The organism is Pseudonocardia aurantiaca (assembly GCF_039526725.1).
GTDB lineage: Bacteria > Actinomycetota > Actinomycetes > Mycobacteriales > Pseudonocardiaceae > Pseudonocardia > Pseudonocardia aurantiaca.
The window spans coordinates 415,685-430,807 of record NZ_BAAAJG010000015.1; the positions used below are offsets into that span (position 1 = coordinate 415,685).

Sequence of the window (15,123 nt, forward strand, 5' to 3'; positions counted from 1 at the left end):
GGGCCGCGTCAGGAGAACTCGGGCGGCGGGGTGCCGGTCAGCCACGCGAGCTCGTTGTCGCGGACGAACACCGACAGCGTGTCCGCGGCCGGCAACGGCCAGGGGTGGAAGGCCTCCAGGGCCGCCAGCAGCGCGGCCCCGGTCTCCGGTGTGGGATCGGTCAGCACGCGGGACATGAGGTCGAGGTAGTCCTCCGGGAGCCGGTCGAGCGTCCGGAGGGTCTCCTCGAGGTACTTCGGCCCCCGGAACAGCACGCGGTGTTGCGCCAGCAGGGCTCGGCCCGCGGCCGTCACCAGATGGACGGCGGCGTGGTGGCGCAGGAAGGTGTTGCCGAGTTTCGCGCCCTGCGGCAGGAAGTACTCCCCGTACAGCCGGGCCTGGGCGATGAACGAGACCACCCGCGCCTCCCACGCGCCGTCCGGGACGACGGGGACGCGCGCGACGAGATCATCGAGGTTGTCGCTGCACGACCAGGCCACGCGTGCTCCGGCGAAGGACGCTCGCACCGGGTCGTCACCGCGCTCGGCAGCCACCGCGAGGTAGTGCTCCGTGGCGACCTTCACGTCGACGTACCCGCCTGGGTACGTGGCGACGTCCCGACGGACGTAGCTCAGCCGGTTCCGCTCGCCCGCGCGGGCGAACGCCTCGTCGGTGGCGACGAGGTACACGTCGACGTCGGAGTCCGCGCGCTCGGTGCCCCGGGCGACCGACCCCACGACGACGACACCCGCGGCGTCCGGCTCGCCGCGGACGTCGGCGACGAACGCCGCGAGTGTCTCCTCGTGGTGGCGCACCCTCAGGCCTCGACGAGGCGCCGGGGCGCGCGGTGGACAGGGGTGCTCCACCTGCCGGTGTATCCCGAGGATCGGGGGTTGCCTCCCCGGGGGCTCGCGATCACCGGATGGAACGTTTCATCCCGCACGGCGGCCCCGGGTCACGCCGGCGAGGGCCTCGGCGACCTCGGTCTGGACGACCGGGGGAATCCGCCGCATCACGTCGACGAGCCGGCTGCCGCGCACCCACCGGGTGGTGTCGCGGAACTCGCGCGCCTGCTCCTCGTCGTACTCGCGCAGGGTGCCCATGACGGCCGCGTACGCGGCCGGGTCGTCGACGATGTCGGCGAGCTCGGAGTCGAGCGAGACGGCGCCGTCGGGCGCGGACCGGCCGTTCACGGCGACCGTCCAGGAGTGCGATCCCGAGCCGACGACCAGCGGGTCCGACCCGTCGGGCAGGTGCACGGTGGCGATGGTGCCGGCCGGCACCACCGCGGTCACGACGACGCCGCCGGCGGTTCGCTCCCAGCCGGCGGCCGCGCGCCCGTACGGCGTCTCGTGCGCGACCCGGGCGAAGTCGAGCCCGGCGATCGGATGCGGCGCGATCCGCAGCTCCCGGTACCCGGGCGCGGCGGGTGCCAGGCCGGCGACCGTGCGGTGCATCCAGTCGGCGATCGCGCCGAACGCGTAGTGGTTGAACGACGTCATCTGGCCCGGGTTGATCGAACCGTCCCCGAGCATGCTGTCCCAGCGCTCCCACACCGTGGTCGCCCCCATCGTCACGGGGTAGAGCCACGACGGGTTCTCGGTCTGCAGCAGCAGCCGGCCCGCGACGTCGACGTGCCCCGTGCTCGTCAGCGCGTCGCAGACGATCGGGGTGCCGACGAAGCCGGTGGCCACCCGGTACCCGGCCGCGCGCACCAGGTCGGCAAGCCGGTCTCCCATCTGCCCGCGCATCTGCGGGTCGGTGGCGATGCCGTACTCGAGGGCCATCGCGTACGCGGTCTGGGTGTCCGAGAGCATCCGCCCGGCGCCCGTGACGTACTCGCGCAGGAAGGCGGTGCGCACCTCCTCGGCGATGTGCCGGTAACGCTCGGCGTCGTCGGTGTACCCGAGCAGCGCCGCGGTGCGGGCGAGGATGTCGGTGGACCGGAAGACGTGGGCGCTCGCGACGACGTCGGGGTCGGTCTTCGCCTCTCCCGGCCGCTGGGGCGGCGCGGCCGGGTCGAGCCAGTCGCCGAACTGGAACTTCCCCTCCCAGAGCCGGCGTTCGCCCGCGAGCCCGAGGATCGTCTCCACCCACGAGCGCATGCTCGGGTACTGGTCGACGAGCACCTGCCGGTCGCCGTAGCGCTCGTGGAGCACCGCCGGGACCACCGTGGCGGCGTCTCCCCAGGCGGCCGCGGGGATGGGCCTGCCGAGGACGTGCGGCACGACGAACGGCACGATGCCGCCCGCCGCTTCCTGCTCGAGTGCGAGGTCCTGCAGCCAGCTCGCCAGGAAGCCGTTGCAGTCGAAGAGGTCGGTGGCGGTCGGCGCGAAGACCTGGATGTCGCCGGTCCAGCCGAGCCGCTCGTCGCGTTGCGGGCAGTCGGTGGGGACGTGCAGGAAGTTGCCGCGCATCCCCCAGACGATGTTCGCGTGTAGCTGCTGCAGCTGTTCGTGGGAGCACTCGAACTCGCCGGAGCGGCGCATGTCGCTGCTCACGGCGACGGCGACGACGTCGGACGGGTCGAGCTCGCCGGGCCAGCCGTCGATCTGCGCGTAGCGGAACCCGTGGAACGTCGACCACGGCTCCCACGTCTCCTCGCCCGTACCGGCGAGTGTGAACGTGTCGGTGGCCTCGGCCGCGCGCAGCGGTCGCGTGCCGAGCTCACCGTTCTCGAGGACCTCGGCGTGCTTCAGTGTGATCGTGGTTCCGGCCTCGCCGCGCGCGGTGAGGCGCAGCCAACCGACGAGGTTCTGACCGAAGTCGAGCACCGTCTTGCCACTCGGTGTCGTGATGACCTCCCGGACCGGTAGCTCGGCGACGCGGCGGGCGCCCGGAGAGCGGCGCGCCTGCGGCACCGGGAAGACCCCGTCGACCCGCACCGGCGACCAGGCGTGGTCGTCGAAGCCAGGGCTCGACCAGCCCGCGGGCTCGCGCCGCGCGTCGAAGCGCTCGCCGAGATAGATCCCGCTGCGCGTCGTCGGCCCGTCGCCGCTCGCCCGCCAGCCCTCGCCGCTGGCGATCGTCTCGCTCGTGCCGTCGGTGTAGTCCAGGATGATCTGCGCCGCGACCGCGGGCTGCTCGCCGTAGACGCGCGCGGCAGTGTCCCGGAAGCCGAAGCGTTCGGTCCACCACCCGCCTGCCAGGCGGACGCCGACGGCGTTCTCCCCGTCGACGAGGAGATCGGTGACGTCGGTCGTCTCGTGCACCAGGCGCCACTGGTACGCGGTCCAGCCCGGCTTCAGCACCTCGTCGTCGACGTCGCGCCCGTTGACCGCGACCTGGTAGACGCCGCGCGCGGTCGCGAACAGGCGCGCCCGCCGTACCGGGCGGTCGACGGTGAAGGCGTGCCGCACGAGTACCGGTTGCGCCGTGTGCTGCGGGTCGGCGAGGCCGACCATCCGCGCGCTCCACTGACCGTCGGCGAGGAAGCCGGCGACGACGGGCTGTGGCTCGCTCCACGCGGACGTCCCACCGTCGGCGCCGGTGACCCGCACCCGGACGGCGACCTCGTCGCCGTCAGCCAGCGGCTCGAAGGGCCAGTCGACGAGCACCGAGTCGGGGCCGTCGAGCCGGACGGTCGTCGCGTCCCCGCCATCGGTGGGCGTGAGCTCCACCTCGGCGGACGCCTGCCGCCAGTCCGGCACGTCGGTCTCGATCACCCAGGACAGGCGCGGCGTCGGTGTGGGGACCGTGCTGCGGTCGGTGGCGTGCTCGGCGGTGGTGCGGATGACGCGGGTCGACGGCGCAGCGGTCACGGACGTCCTTCCTGGACGGATCAACGGAGGGGAGTGGGCTGCTTTGCTCAGCCCTTCACGGCGCCGGAGGTCATCCCGGCGACGATCTGGCGGTTGAAGAAGATGAACATGACGAGCGGTGGAATCGTGATGAGCAGGATGTCCATGAAGAGCAGGTTGTAGCTCGTCTGGAACTGGCTCTGGAAGTTGTAGAGCGTGAGTTGCACGGTGGGATTGCCGGGGAGGAAGTAGAGGGGGTTGACGAAGTCGTTGAAGACCTGCACCGCCTGCACGACGATCACCGTGACGACCACCGGCTTCAGCAGCGGCAGGATGATCCGGAAGAACACCCGCAGGGGGCCCGCGCCGTCGATGATGGCGGCCTCGTCGATCTCCCGCGGAATCGTCGAGATGAAGGCCCGGAAGAGCAGGATCGAGAACGACAGACCGAACGCCACCTCGACGAGAATGAGCCCGAGCATGGTGTCGAACAGGCTGATCCCCTGGAGCACCCAGATCGTCGGGACCACTGCCGGTGGGATGATGAGCCCGGAGAGCACGAGGAAGTTGATGAACGGGTTCCAGCGCGTCTTCCGCCGCTGCAGCACGAACGCCACCATCGCGGAGAGCACCACGATGCCGGCCACGCTGGCGACCGTCAGGACGGTGCTGTTGATGAAGGCGATCACGAGCATCAGATCGCGCGCCTGAATCACTTCGACGAGGTTGTCGACGAAGGCGATCTCGGTGGGCCAGGAGAACTCGAGGAGGTTGGCCTCCTGCCGCGTCTTCAGCGACGTGAGCAGGATGAACGCGAACGGGACGACGAAGATGACGCCGGTGAGGACGAGGCCGAGCGTGCTGGCCCAATAGCGGTAGGTGCGGTTCACATCTCCACCTCTCGCCGGTTGAGGAAGAGAGTCAGCGGCAGGACGATCGCCGTGACGACCACGAACAGCACCACGTTGCCCGCGGTGGAGATTCCGTAGAAGCCGGCCTGGTACTGCTTGTAGATCACGGACGCGATCACGTCGGAGGTGTAGCCCGGCCCACCGCGCGTCATCGCCCAGATGAGCTCGAAGGATCGCAGTCCTCCGATGAGCGACAGGATGATCACCGTGGCGGTGGCGGGCTGAGCCAGCGGGAGAATGATGTGCCGGAAGTTCTGCCACGGCCCGGCCCCGTCGACCCTCGCGGCCTCGTGGTACTCCTGCGGGATCGAGACGATGCCGGCGATGTAGATGACGGTCGCCAGGCCGACACCCTTCCAGACGTCGACCCCGGCGATCGAAAGCAGCGCGAGGTCGGGATCGGTGAGCCAGCCCGGCCCGTCGATTCCCAGCAGGGCAAGGGAGTCGTTGATGAGCCCTTCCTGCGGATCCATGAGGACCTGGAACGCGATACCGACACCGACGGTGCTCACGAGCACAGGGAAGAAGATCACCGACCGCAGGAATCCGCGGGCGATGATCTGCGACGTCAGGAACACCGCGAGGAGCAGGCCCAGCACCACCTTCGCCCCGGACGTGACGAAGGCGTAGATCATCGTGTTCACCAGGCCGGTGACGAGCTGTGGCTGCTCGAAGAACGTGACGAAGTTGTCGAAGCCGATGAACTCGGTGTCGAAAAGCGTCCATCGCGTGAGGCTGAAGTAGAGAGACGCGAACGTGGGCACCAGGAACAGCACCGAGTAGACGATCGCCGCCGGGAGATAGAACCAGTGCGGGTAGGGGCTCTTCCGCTTGCCGCCCGCCTTGACGGGTCGGGCGCTGCGGCCGGGCGGCGCCGCAGGTTCGACCATCGTGTTCGTCGCCATCGTGCGCCTCCCTGCGCGGGTCCGGGCGCCGAGCCGGCTCGTCGGGCGAGCGGCTCGGCGGGGTCTGCCGGCTTTCAGCGCGGCCCGGTCACCAGCCCTCGAGGCCGAGCTGCTGGGCCTGCTGAGCGACGTCCTGGTCGTAGAGAGCCGCGGCGTCCTCCGCGGAGCGGATGCCCGAGCCGACCTCCACCGTCAGGTTCTCGAGGTTCGGCCCCTTCACGGGTGAGAGGAACTCCAGCGCCGGGCTCGCGGCGCCGCGGCTGAGGTATCCCTGGATGTCCTGCACAGCCGGCGGCACATCAGCGGGGAGGTCGCAGCCCTGCACCACGTACGGGCCCGTCGGCGTTGCAGCCTCGGTCATCGCCTGGCAGCCGGCGGGGCTGGCGATGAAGGCCAGGAAACGCAGCGCCGCGTCGCGCACCGGGCCCTGCGTCGTCTGCGGTGTGTACGCCGCGTTGGGCGTCCAGACGGTGAGGCCGTTCGTCGCCGCGTCGGGGCCCGGCAGCGCGAAGACGCCGATGTTGTCGACCGCGTCCGCGTGGCTGGCGACAAGCTCGCCGATCGCGCTGGTGAGGATCGGGTAGTGCACGCCCGTGCCCTCGGCCAGCATCCGCAGCCCGTCGTTGTAGGTGGCGGACGCGAAGTCCTCGTTCATGTAACCGGCGTCGTGCACCGCCTGCTGGTGCTGGAAGCCCCGCAATGCCGCCGCGGACGTCGCGTACTTCACCCGGCCGGCCGTGTACTGCTCGGGGAAGCTCGGCTCGCTCTGCAGGACGTTGCGGAAGTCGCCGAGGACGAACAGCTGCGAGGTCCAGGTCTCCCGGTAGGTCTGGATCACCGGCGCGGCGTCGGTACGCTCGGCGATCACCGCGTTGTTGGCCATGAACTCGTCCCAGGTCTGAGGGACCTTGAGACCGAGCTGCGCGTAGACGCTCTTGTTGTACATGACTGCGCCGGCCTGGACGGTGCCGACCGGGGTGCCGAAGACCTGGCCGTTCCCCGACACTGCGTCGACGAACGTCTTGTCGAGGTCCTTGGTCCACGGCTGGTCGGTGACCGGCACGAGGGTCTGCGCCGGGTTGAGGGCCTGCAGGAGTGACCCGGAGTTGTACACGAAGACGTCCGCCATGTCCCCGGTCGCGAGTCGCGTCTTCACGAGGTTGTCGCCCTCGGTGCCTTGAGGGCGCTGCTCGACCTGGACGGTCACGCCAGCGTTGTCGGCCATGAAGGCTTTGGCCAGGCCCTCGGCGATTGCGATGTCCTCGGGGCCGTTGCCGGTGAGGAACGACAGCGTGACGCCCTCTCCGTTGCCCCCGCTGGAGCCGAGACTGCCGGCACTGCAGCCGGTGGCGACGACGGCAGCCGTCGCGAGGGCGACGAGCGCCCGCGTGCGATGGGACGTGGGCTTGCGCATCGTTTGACCTCTTTGTCAGACGTGGCTGCGTCTTGAATCGTTTCAGACGTGTGGGGATGCTAGGGGCGCACCTGTCCAACGGTCAAGACGTGGTCACGCAGCGCACTGCCGCCGCAGCCTGCCGCCGCAGCCTGCCGCCGCAGCCTGGCGCAGTGGGCCTGGCGCTCAGCACCCGAGTCGAGTCCCGACGTACTAGCAACGAGTGCCGCTTCCCCGGGCAGGTCGAGGACGCCAAGGCTGCCGTCCGCTGCTTCCGCTGTCATGCCGACAGCTGAATCTCGCGCCGCAGGCGATCGCCGCGTGGGCACCTTGTCCTGCAGGGAGTAGTACGAGCCTGGTCTGCGCAGATCCATCACCGAACCCGAGCCGAGCCCCAGCTCGAAGCGGCCGCCGGAAGCCTCCTGGAGCGTCACCGCCTGCTTCGCGCGCACCACGCCTGCCACGGCGTTCCCATGAGCCGAGATCGATGCTCAATGGTTGCTTGCGCCGACTCGAAGGGAGTTGATCACCTCGGTGGTCGGGCTGATGTCCAGAGGACAACTGTGCGCCTTGTCGTCGATAACGGTCAGCCGTGGCGCCGTCCGGACGGCTGCCGGCCAGAGTGTGCCGTCGGGGCTGCTGGGCACACCGGTCCGGGCGAACTCCGTCCAGGCGTGCGCGAGTGTGGCGGACACGTGGGCGTCCACCTCGTCGTAGTCCTCGGCCGGGAGGAGGCGGCCGAACACGTAGGGGAGCTCGGAACTGTGGAACGCGAGCATGCCCGTCCGGCGGTTGCCGGGGGAGACGTGGACGAAACGGTAGGCGTAGGTCGTGCGGCCCAGATTGGTGAAGCGCAGGTAGGAGGCCAGTGCCGGCTCCGTCCACATGGCACCGGTGAACAACTCCGCCAATGCTTCGTACGGACTGCCCGTGAGCCGGCCCAGGATGTCGTCGGCCCGCTGTCCGCCGAGGACGGTGGCCATTCTCGCCAGCGTGGCGGGCGTGTAGAGCTCGGCTGGATTCACCGTGCCGGGCGGCGCTCCGTAGGGGCCACGGGGCGTGATGAAGAATCGTGCCTCGTCCCCGGTGTGGCCGAACAGCACCGGAACATCCGCATCCCAGCAGGACAGATCCGGGCCGACGACCTGGTTGTCCTCGGTGGGGCACCAGACCAGGTTGCCCGGCGTGTGCACCTCGCCGGGCGGTGGCGTGGTGCCTGACAGCAGGCGGGACGCCTGTCGCACCTGGTCCGCCGGCACCTGGCGCAGATGCTCGATGGCGCTGCCACCCAGCTGCTCGAACAACCGGGTACTGGCCTCGACGACGCGCTCGCGCGCCGAATGGGGCAGGGCCGCGGGCGGTTCGAAGCCCGCGCTTTGCAGGATGGCGCGGTGAAACAAGCCCCGGGCGGTGGGCGTGGCGAGAAGGGTGCGCACCGCGCTTGCGCCGGCGGACTGGCCGAAGATGGTGACGTTGTCGGGGTCGCCGCCGAAGGCGGTGATGTTGCGGGACACCCAGTCGAGCGCCGCGACCCAGTCCCGGACGGCGGCGTTCCCGCCAGCATCGGGGTGGTCCAGGAAGCCGAACGCACCGAGCCGGTAGTTGAACGACACATAGGTCACACCACGTTGGGCGATGGACGTGCCGTGGTAATCCGGCATCGACCCGGCCCCGTTGAGGAAGCCGCCGCCATGGATCCAGACCATGACCGGCCGCCGCGCCTGTGGGTCGAGGCTCGGGGTCCAGACGTTGAGGTAGAGACAGTCCTCGCTCTGTTGCGCCCCGAGAATCGCGCCGTTGTCCGCGGTCTGGATCGCGGCGTTGCCGAAGGACGTCGCGTCACGCACACCGTCCCACGCCGCGGGCGGCCGCGGTGCGGCCCAGCGCAGGTTCCCCACGGGCGGGGCGGCGTAGGGCACGCCCAGGAACCGGAACACCCCCCGCCGCTGGTTGCCTTCGAGGACGCCTTGTTCGACACGGATTCGAGTCATGGCGTCTGCCCCGGGTCGGCGACGAAACCACCGTGTTCGATGGCGAAGACCGCGCAGGCTTCGTCGTTGGCGGGGTTGTCGCCGCTGATGCCGACCGCGGCAAGGACGGCACCCTCGCTGTCGCGGACGAGCACCCCGCCCGGCACCGGCACGACACGACCTTCGGACAGGGCGGCGAGTGCGGTGTAGAACGCCGGCGCGGTGGCCGCGCGTTCGGCCAGCGCGCGGCTGCCGAGTCCCATGCCCAGGGCTCCCCATGCCTTCGCCTGCGCGATCTGTGGGCGCAGGATCGCGCTGCCGTCCTGCCGTTTGAGCACCAACAGGTGCCCGCCCGGGTCGAGCGCGGCCACCGTCAGCGGTGCGCATCCGAGCGCGGCGCCCTGGCGGAGCGCGTCGTCGACCATCGTCGAGGCTTGCCCGAGTGACAGCATCTCAGCTCGACTGCCCGGCCGGCTCACGGTCCTCCGCGGGAAACTCGTCCAGGTCGTATTCCTGCGACTCGGTCGTGGGCAGCACCACCGGGGGAAGGCCGATCAGGAACAACTCCAGGGGCGAGGACCCGGCGGCCAGGTCCAGCGTCTCGCCCGCGTCGGCCTGGATCGCGGTCAGGTAGCCGATCTGGTCGCAATCGCATTCGCCGTCGCCGGAGAGCACGGTGAGCAGGCGGCGGGCCTTCGGGTCGGCGGACGACCATCGGGCCCCGGGCTGGAGCTTGATCATCTCGACCCACACGGCGCGCTCCGAGAACGCGCCCAGCCACTTGTGATCCACGCCCTTGGTTCCCTCGACGGGAAGCCAGTTGAACCGCTTCGGGTCCGCGACGACGGGATGCGTGTACCGCGGGCGGGCATACTTCAGGTGCTCGCCGAAGACGTGCTCCCAGATGGTGGTCAGGCCCCATTGCCGGGTGCCGTCCGGGCGGACGTAGAACGGGCCGTCGAAGCTGCCCCCGGCCTCGATCAGTTCTTGCCTCGCCTGGCGGCGTTGCTCGATGCTCATGAAGCCGTAGCCGGACGAGCCGCCGAACTGCAGGGTCAGGCCGAGTGGCTCGCCGGGCGCCATGCCTTTCATCGGCGATTCCTGGGGTCCGTAGGACAGTCCCTCGGGGAAGTAGCCGACCTGGCCCTCCTTGAGTACTACGCCGCGTCCGTAGGTCGTGTTGTCGCCGACCAGCGGCAGCCGGATCTGGTCGAAGTTGTGCCGGTGGCGCGGCATCGACCACTCGTCCTGCTGCTTGGCGAGTACGTACATGAAGTTGTCCGGTGGGCCGGGCTCGCCCTTGAGGAGGTGCTGGAAGTACAGGGTGCCGCTGGGGTGGTCCTTGATCCAGTTGTCCTTGTCGAAGTGGACGATCTTCATCGGTTCCTCCAGTGATCGGTCAGTTCGCGGTCGAGCTGAGCCTGGCGTTGAGCAGGCCGGCCAGCAGATGCGCGTAACCGGGGTCCGTGATCTGGATCTTCTTCGCCTGCGGGGTCGACAGGACCAGGCGTGCCGCGTGCGCGGAGTGCGCGTCGACGGCCTCGGCCGCCCGCTGCGGGGAGCGGCTCTCCACGGCCTCGACGATCGCGAGCCGGTCCGCGTGCAGGCCTCCGGCGACCCGCCGCAATTCGGACACGCGCCCGCCGCTCAACTTGGCGGCCAACTCGACCTGGACGTCGGCGAGTAGGCGGCACAACGGGATGAGCAACGCGTTATGGGAGATCTCCGGCAGCCGCCGCATGAAGGCCCCGAGGTCCTCGATCGTGCGGTTGATGTCGTCGATCACCGCCAGCTTCTCGGCCGCCTCCCGAAGCGAGGCGATCTCGGCGTCGGTCGCCTCCTGGGCGGCCAGTTGGGCGGCGTATCTGTTCAGGGCGCCGAGCAGGCCGAGTACTTCGCGCGCACCGACGCGTTCCAGCCGCACCACGGAGGCGATGGACATGCCGATCATGGTGTCGGGTTCGGCGGTGACGAACGAGCCGGCACCGTGACGGACGTCGATAAGCCCGATGGTGGCCAGGACGCGAACCGACTCTCGGATCGTCGCGCCGCTGACGCCGTACTGCTCGGCCAGTTCCCGCTCCGCCGGCAGCCGCGAGCCGTTCGGCAATTCGCCGCTGAAAATGCGTTCCCGCAGATTGTCGACGATCCGGTCGGCGATCCGGCTGCGCCCGATCCTGTGGTCGGCCCCGCTGCTTGATGACTCGTGCGACACGTCGCTCGACGCTAGGTCACCAGGGAGCCGCTGTCAACTGGTAACCAAGACACTAGGTGACTCGGTGTCAATGTGTTAGCCTGGCCGCCCGAAATCGACGAGGAGCCGCCGTGGAGTACCTGCCCGAAGGCGAGAAGTCCAGCCCTGTCGGCCAGGAACCGTGGGCGTTGGCCCGCAACGAGTTGCGTCGACTACACGGTGCTGGGCCTGCACCTGCTGGAGACCTACGGCACCACCTACACCGCCCGCGACGTCGCGGCCGAGTGGCTGTCCCGCTTCCCCGTGCACCAGCTCTTCACCGCCGAACGCGCGACCTGCCAGAACCTGGTCCGCGAAGTGTCGCTGGCAGAGGCGGGGGAGCACCACAACCCGTACCGGGAGTGGATCGGCGCGCTGATCCGCGCCGACATCTTCGGTTTCGCCGCACCCGGGCAGCCACGCAAGGCCGCTCTGCTGTCCTACTAGGACGCCGCGTTGAGCCATCGGGCCATCGGGATCTACGGTGCGATATGGGCCGCTGCCCTGATCTTTTCATCGTTCATCGCCGCCACCCCGGCGGAATCCGTTGCGGAGTCTCTGCGGCACGTGCCCGCCACCTCCCGCCTTGGCATCGAGATCCAGACCGTGCTGGAGCAGTTCCGCGGCGGCATGGCCTGGGAGAAGTGCCTGGACGACCTGCACGCGCGGCACTCCGGCATGAGTTGGGTGCACACCATCAACAACGCCGGCGCACTCACCGCGGCCCTGCTGTGGGGTGAGGGGAGGTTCGGCGAGACGGTCGGGGCTGGCAGTGCAGACCGGGCTGGACACCGACTCGATCGGCGCCACAGCAGGAGCGTGGGCCGGAGCGTTCCTGGGCCTGTCCGGTCTGCCCGACGCCCTCGTGGACCCCCTCGAAGCCCGCTGCCGCAGCGCGGTCTTCGGCTTCGCCGACCTCGCCATCTCGTCGCTCGCCGAGCGGACCCTCGCGATCGTCGAGGCCCACCCGGCATAGGGCGTACCGGTCATCCACCCATTCCGGCGGTTCTCGCCGAATCTGGAATCTACCCGGGTAGAAGACAAGGAAGTCACCAGATGAGCCAGGACGTACCCCTGCCCCTCAACGCAGAGACCCCCTCGGGCACCGCCGCCGGCGCCGCGCCCGTGCGGCCCGGCAAGCTCTTCACTCCCAGCCTTGCCCTGTTCAACTTCGGCGCCTCCGTGGCGGTCCTCACGCCCGTCCGGCTCACGCTGGCGCTGAAGGTCCAGGAGATCGTCGGAGACCAGGCGAAGGCGGGCGCCTTGGGGCTGGTCACGGCCGTCGGCGCGGTGCTCGCGATCATCTGCAGCCCGCTCGCGGGGCGCCTGTCGGACCGCACGACCTCGCGGTTCGGCATGCGCCGGCCGTGGATCATCGGTGGTGCGACCGGCGGCGTGCTGTGCCTGCTGCTGATCGGCGCGGCAGACTCGCTGTGGATGGTGGTGTTGGGCTGGTGCCTCGCGGAGGTCTTCATCAACTCCGCAACGGCCGCCGCCACCGCGACCGTCGCCGACCAGGTCGCACCCGAACGCCGTGGGCGCGTCTCCGGGATCGTCGGATTCGGCCTGCCGGCTGCGGTACTGACCGGCTCGGTCATCGTGAACACGTTCACGAGCAGCATCGCCCGGTTCGTCGTTCCCGGTGCTCTGATGCTGGTGTTCGCGGTGTTCCTCGTCCTGAGCCTGTCCGACCGCAGGCTCCAGGAGCGCCCGGCGAGGCTCGACCTGAAGGAGTTCGCGACCTCCTTCGTGTTCAACCCGCGGCGCAACCCGGACTTCGGCTGGCTGTGGATCGGCCGGTTCGCGGTCATGTTCGGCAGCAGCGGAGTCCAGACCTATCAGGTCTATCTGCTCGTTGACCGGTTCGGACTGACCGGCTCGGCCCTCACGGGCGTCATCGTGCTGGCGAACACGGGAGCCGCGATCGCCATGATCGTGTCCAGCTACCTCATGGGCACGCTCTCCGACCGCCTCGGTCGCAGGAAGCCGTTCGTCGCGGCGGGTTCTGTGTTCATCGCGCTGGGGCTCGCCATGATCGCCTTCGCGCCCGATCCGTCGCTGGTGATCGCCGCCGGACCGGTCGTCGGCTTCGGCGCCGCCGGCTTCCTCGCAGTCGATCTCGCGCTGGCCACCCAGGTCCTCCCGGACCGCGGCAACACCGCCAAGGACCTCGGCGTGCTGGTGATCACCAACGGACTCCCGCAGTCCATCGTGCCGGTCATCGCGCCGGCCGTCATCGCCCTGGGCACCGCGTCGATCAGCGGTTACTCCCTGCTCTACATCCTCGGTGCGATGAGCGCGGTGCTCGGAGCGGCCTGCGTCTACCGCATCAAGGGTGTTCGCTGACCGGCCGGTGCCACATCTAGGACGATCACCCCTCGGCGCCGATCTTGCGGGCCGAGCCCGTCCCCTTCGACCCGCCACAACCACGACCATCCCAGGAGCCTCCATGAACACCAGCACGCCGCCGGTGGCCATGACGTCAGCGGGCGCGGTGCGCGGCCGCAACGAGGACGGCCTCTCCGTCTTCCGCGGCATCCCGTTCGCCCAGGCGCCGGTCGGCGAGGCCCGCTTCGCGGCGCCCCGCCCCGCCTTGCCTTGGAACGGCGTGCGAGACACCCTCGAGTTCGGCCCGCCACCTCCGCAGACGCCCATGCGACCGGGCACCCCCGTGGGCCCGGAAGGTGCGGAGGACTCACCGGAGTGGCTGACGGTGAACGTGTGGACGCACGCGCCCGATCCGGCTGCGCGGCGCCCGGTGATGGTGTGGATCTACGGCGGTGGCTACCAATCCGGCTTCTCGGCAGCTCCCGTCTACAACGGTCGCCGGCTCGTCAATGAGCGGGACGTGGTCGTCGTGACGTTCAACTACCGCGTCGGCATGGAGGGGTTCGCCCGGCTCCAGGATGCCCCGGCCAACCGCGGCCTGCTCGACCAGGTCGCTGCCCTGCGCTGGGTCCAGGAGAACATCGGCGCGTTCGGCGGCGACCCGGACCAGGTCACGGTTTTCGGCGAGTCCGCCGGTGCCGGATCCATCGCGGCGCTCCTGGCCATGCCCAGCGCCAAGGGCCTGTTCCGGCGAGCCATCCTGCAGAGCATGCCCGGCACCTTCTTCTCCGACGCACTGGCGACGGACATCGCGGCCGCCCTTGTGCAGGACCTCGGCCTGCGTCCGACGGCTGCCGACCTCTCCGCCGTCGACCCGCACAAGCTCGCTGGTGCCCCTGCGGCGTTGCGGCTCTCGATGCCGCGGCATGAGGACCGGTGGGGGCCGGTTGCGCACACCGTCACGCCTTTCTCCCCGGTCGTGGACGGCGAGGTGCTGCCGCAGGCACCCTGGAGTGCCTTGGCGAGCGGCGCCGCGCGCGAGGTGCCTCTGATCGTCGGCCACAATCGCGACGAGTTCCGGTTGTTCCTCGCGGCCAGCGGACGGCTGGGCCGGATCACAGCCGAGCAGGCCGCCACGGCGTTGCGTGTGTTCGGGCCAGGGCCGGAGCCGGAATCGGCCTACCGGGCCGCATTCCCCGGCGCGTCCGACGAGCAGCTGTGGGAACTCGTCCAGTCCGACTGGACCTTCCGCATGCCCGCACTCCACCTCGCGCACGCCCAGATCGCCGGCGGCGGGCGCGCCCACGTGTACGAGCTCACCTGGCCTGCCCCGGCGAACGGGGGCCTTCTGGGTGCCTGCCACGCACTGGACGTACCCCTCACCTTCGGCGAGTTCGGCGATTTCGGCGGAATCAGCCTCGACCTGTTCGAACCCGAGCCCTCGCCCGAGGTCGAAACCCTCTCCGCGCGGATACGTTCAGCCTGGACGGCCTTCGCCGTTGAGGACTCCCCGGGCTGGCCCGCCTACGACCCCGACCAGCGCCTGGTCCAGCTCCTGGACACCGAGGTATCGACCACGGCCTACCCGGAGGAAGCCTCACATCGCTTGTGGCAGCACCACACCTTCGACGTGCTTCCTCTGCTAGCCGAGGGACGGTGACGTC

14 protein-coding genes are annotated in these 15,123 nt (G+C 69.9%); 4 read left to right on the top strand and 10 right to left on the bottom strand.

The window, feature by feature from the left end; all coding sequences use genetic code 11:
* Window positions 1-8 precede the first annotated feature (8 nt).
* The 10 genes from ABD143_RS24255 to ABD143_RS24300 form a co-directional block, all read right to left on the bottom strand.
* Window positions 9-794: a nucleotidyltransferase domain-containing protein gene (locus ABD143_RS24255; protein WP_343982689.1), complete on the bottom strand. Its 786-nt coding sequence runs from the start codon at window positions 792-794 to the stop codon at window positions 9-11.
* A 117-nt stretch (window positions 795-911) separates the two neighbouring features.
* Complete coding sequence (locus ABD143_RS24260) at window positions 912-3,740, bottom strand: family 78 glycoside hydrolase catalytic domain (protein WP_343982692.1); 2,829 nt, start codon at window positions 3,738-3,740, stop codon at window positions 912-914.
* A 47-nt stretch (window positions 3,741-3,787) separates the two neighbouring features.
* Window positions 3,788-4,609 (bottom strand): carbohydrate ABC transporter permease, encoded by an 822-nt coding sequence (locus ABD143_RS24265; RefSeq protein ID WP_343982696.1) that lies wholly within the window; start codon window positions 4,607-4,609, stop codon window positions 3,788-3,790.
* Entirely contained in the window at window positions 4,606-5,535 is a 930-nt protein-coding gene (locus ABD143_RS24270; RefSeq protein WP_343982699.1) for a carbohydrate ABC transporter permease, read from the bottom strand. The genes ABD143_RS24265 and ABD143_RS24270 overlap by 4 nt, the downstream gene beginning before the upstream one ends.
* An 88-nt stretch (window positions 5,536-5,623) precedes the next feature.
* Window positions 5,624-6,949 (bottom strand): ABC transporter substrate-binding protein, encoded by a 1,326-nt coding sequence (locus tag ABD143_RS24275; protein WP_343982703.1) that lies wholly within the window; start codon window positions 6,947-6,949, stop codon window positions 5,624-5,626.
* A gap of 59 nt (window positions 6,950-7,008) precedes the next feature.
* On the bottom strand, window positions 7,009-7,392 hold the full coding sequence (locus tag ABD143_RS24280; RefSeq protein ID WP_343982706.1) for a hypothetical protein: 384 nt from the start codon (window positions 7,390-7,392) through the stop codon (window positions 7,009-7,011).
* 27 nt (window positions 7,393-7,419) lie between these two features.
* On the bottom strand, window positions 7,420-8,919 hold the full coding sequence (locus ABD143_RS24285) for a carboxylesterase/lipase family protein (protein ID WP_343982709.1): 1,500 nt from the start codon (window positions 8,917-8,919) through the stop codon (window positions 7,420-7,422).
* Window positions 8,916-9,350: a GlcG/HbpS family heme-binding protein gene (locus ABD143_RS24290; protein ID WP_343982711.1), complete on the bottom strand. Its 435-nt coding sequence runs from the start codon at window positions 9,348-9,350 to the stop codon at window positions 8,916-8,918. The genes ABD143_RS24285 and ABD143_RS24290 overlap by 4 nt, the downstream gene beginning before the upstream one ends.
* Window position 9,351: 1 nt before the next feature.
* Window positions 9,352-10,278 carry a hypothetical protein gene (locus ABD143_RS24295; RefSeq protein ID WP_343982714.1) on the bottom strand — a complete coding sequence of 309 codons (927 nt, stop codon included), beginning with the start codon at window positions 10,276-10,278 and terminating at the stop codon, window positions 9,352-9,354.
* Window positions 10,279-10,297: 19 nt separating this feature from the next.
* Window positions 10,298-11,113, bottom strand: a complete 816-nt coding sequence (locus ABD143_RS24300; RefSeq protein ID WP_343982717.1) for a FadR/GntR family transcriptional regulator — start codon at window positions 11,111-11,113, stop codon at window positions 10,298-10,300.
* A 72-nt stretch (window positions 11,114-11,185) separates the two neighbouring features.
* On the opposite strand from ABD143_RS24300, the gene ABD143_RS24305 reads away from it, so the two are divergent.
* From ABD143_RS24305 to ABD143_RS24320, 4 genes are all read left to right on the top strand, one after another.
* The gene (locus ABD143_RS24305; protein WP_343982719.1) at window positions 11,186-11,578 is read left to right on the top strand and encodes an ADP-ribosylglycohydrolase family protein; all 393 of its coding nucleotides are present in this window, start codon (window positions 11,186-11,188) and stop codon (window positions 11,576-11,578) included.
* Between the two features lie 325 nt (window positions 11,579-11,903).
* On the top strand, window positions 11,904-12,107 hold the full coding sequence (locus ABD143_RS24310) for an ADP-ribosylglycohydrolase family protein (RefSeq protein ID WP_343982722.1): 204 nt from the start codon (window positions 11,904-11,906) through the stop codon (window positions 12,105-12,107).
* A gap of 80 nt (window positions 12,108-12,187) precedes the next feature.
* Entirely contained in the window at window positions 12,188-13,477 is a 1,290-nt protein-coding gene (locus ABD143_RS24315) for an MFS transporter (protein WP_343982725.1), read from the top strand.
* Between the two features lie 103 nt (window positions 13,478-13,580).
* Window positions 13,581-15,119: a carboxylesterase/lipase family protein gene (locus ABD143_RS24320; protein WP_343982728.1), complete on the top strand. Its 1,539-nt coding sequence runs from the start codon at window positions 13,581-13,583 to the stop codon at window positions 15,117-15,119.
* Window positions 15,120-15,123: the final 4 nt, after the last annotated feature.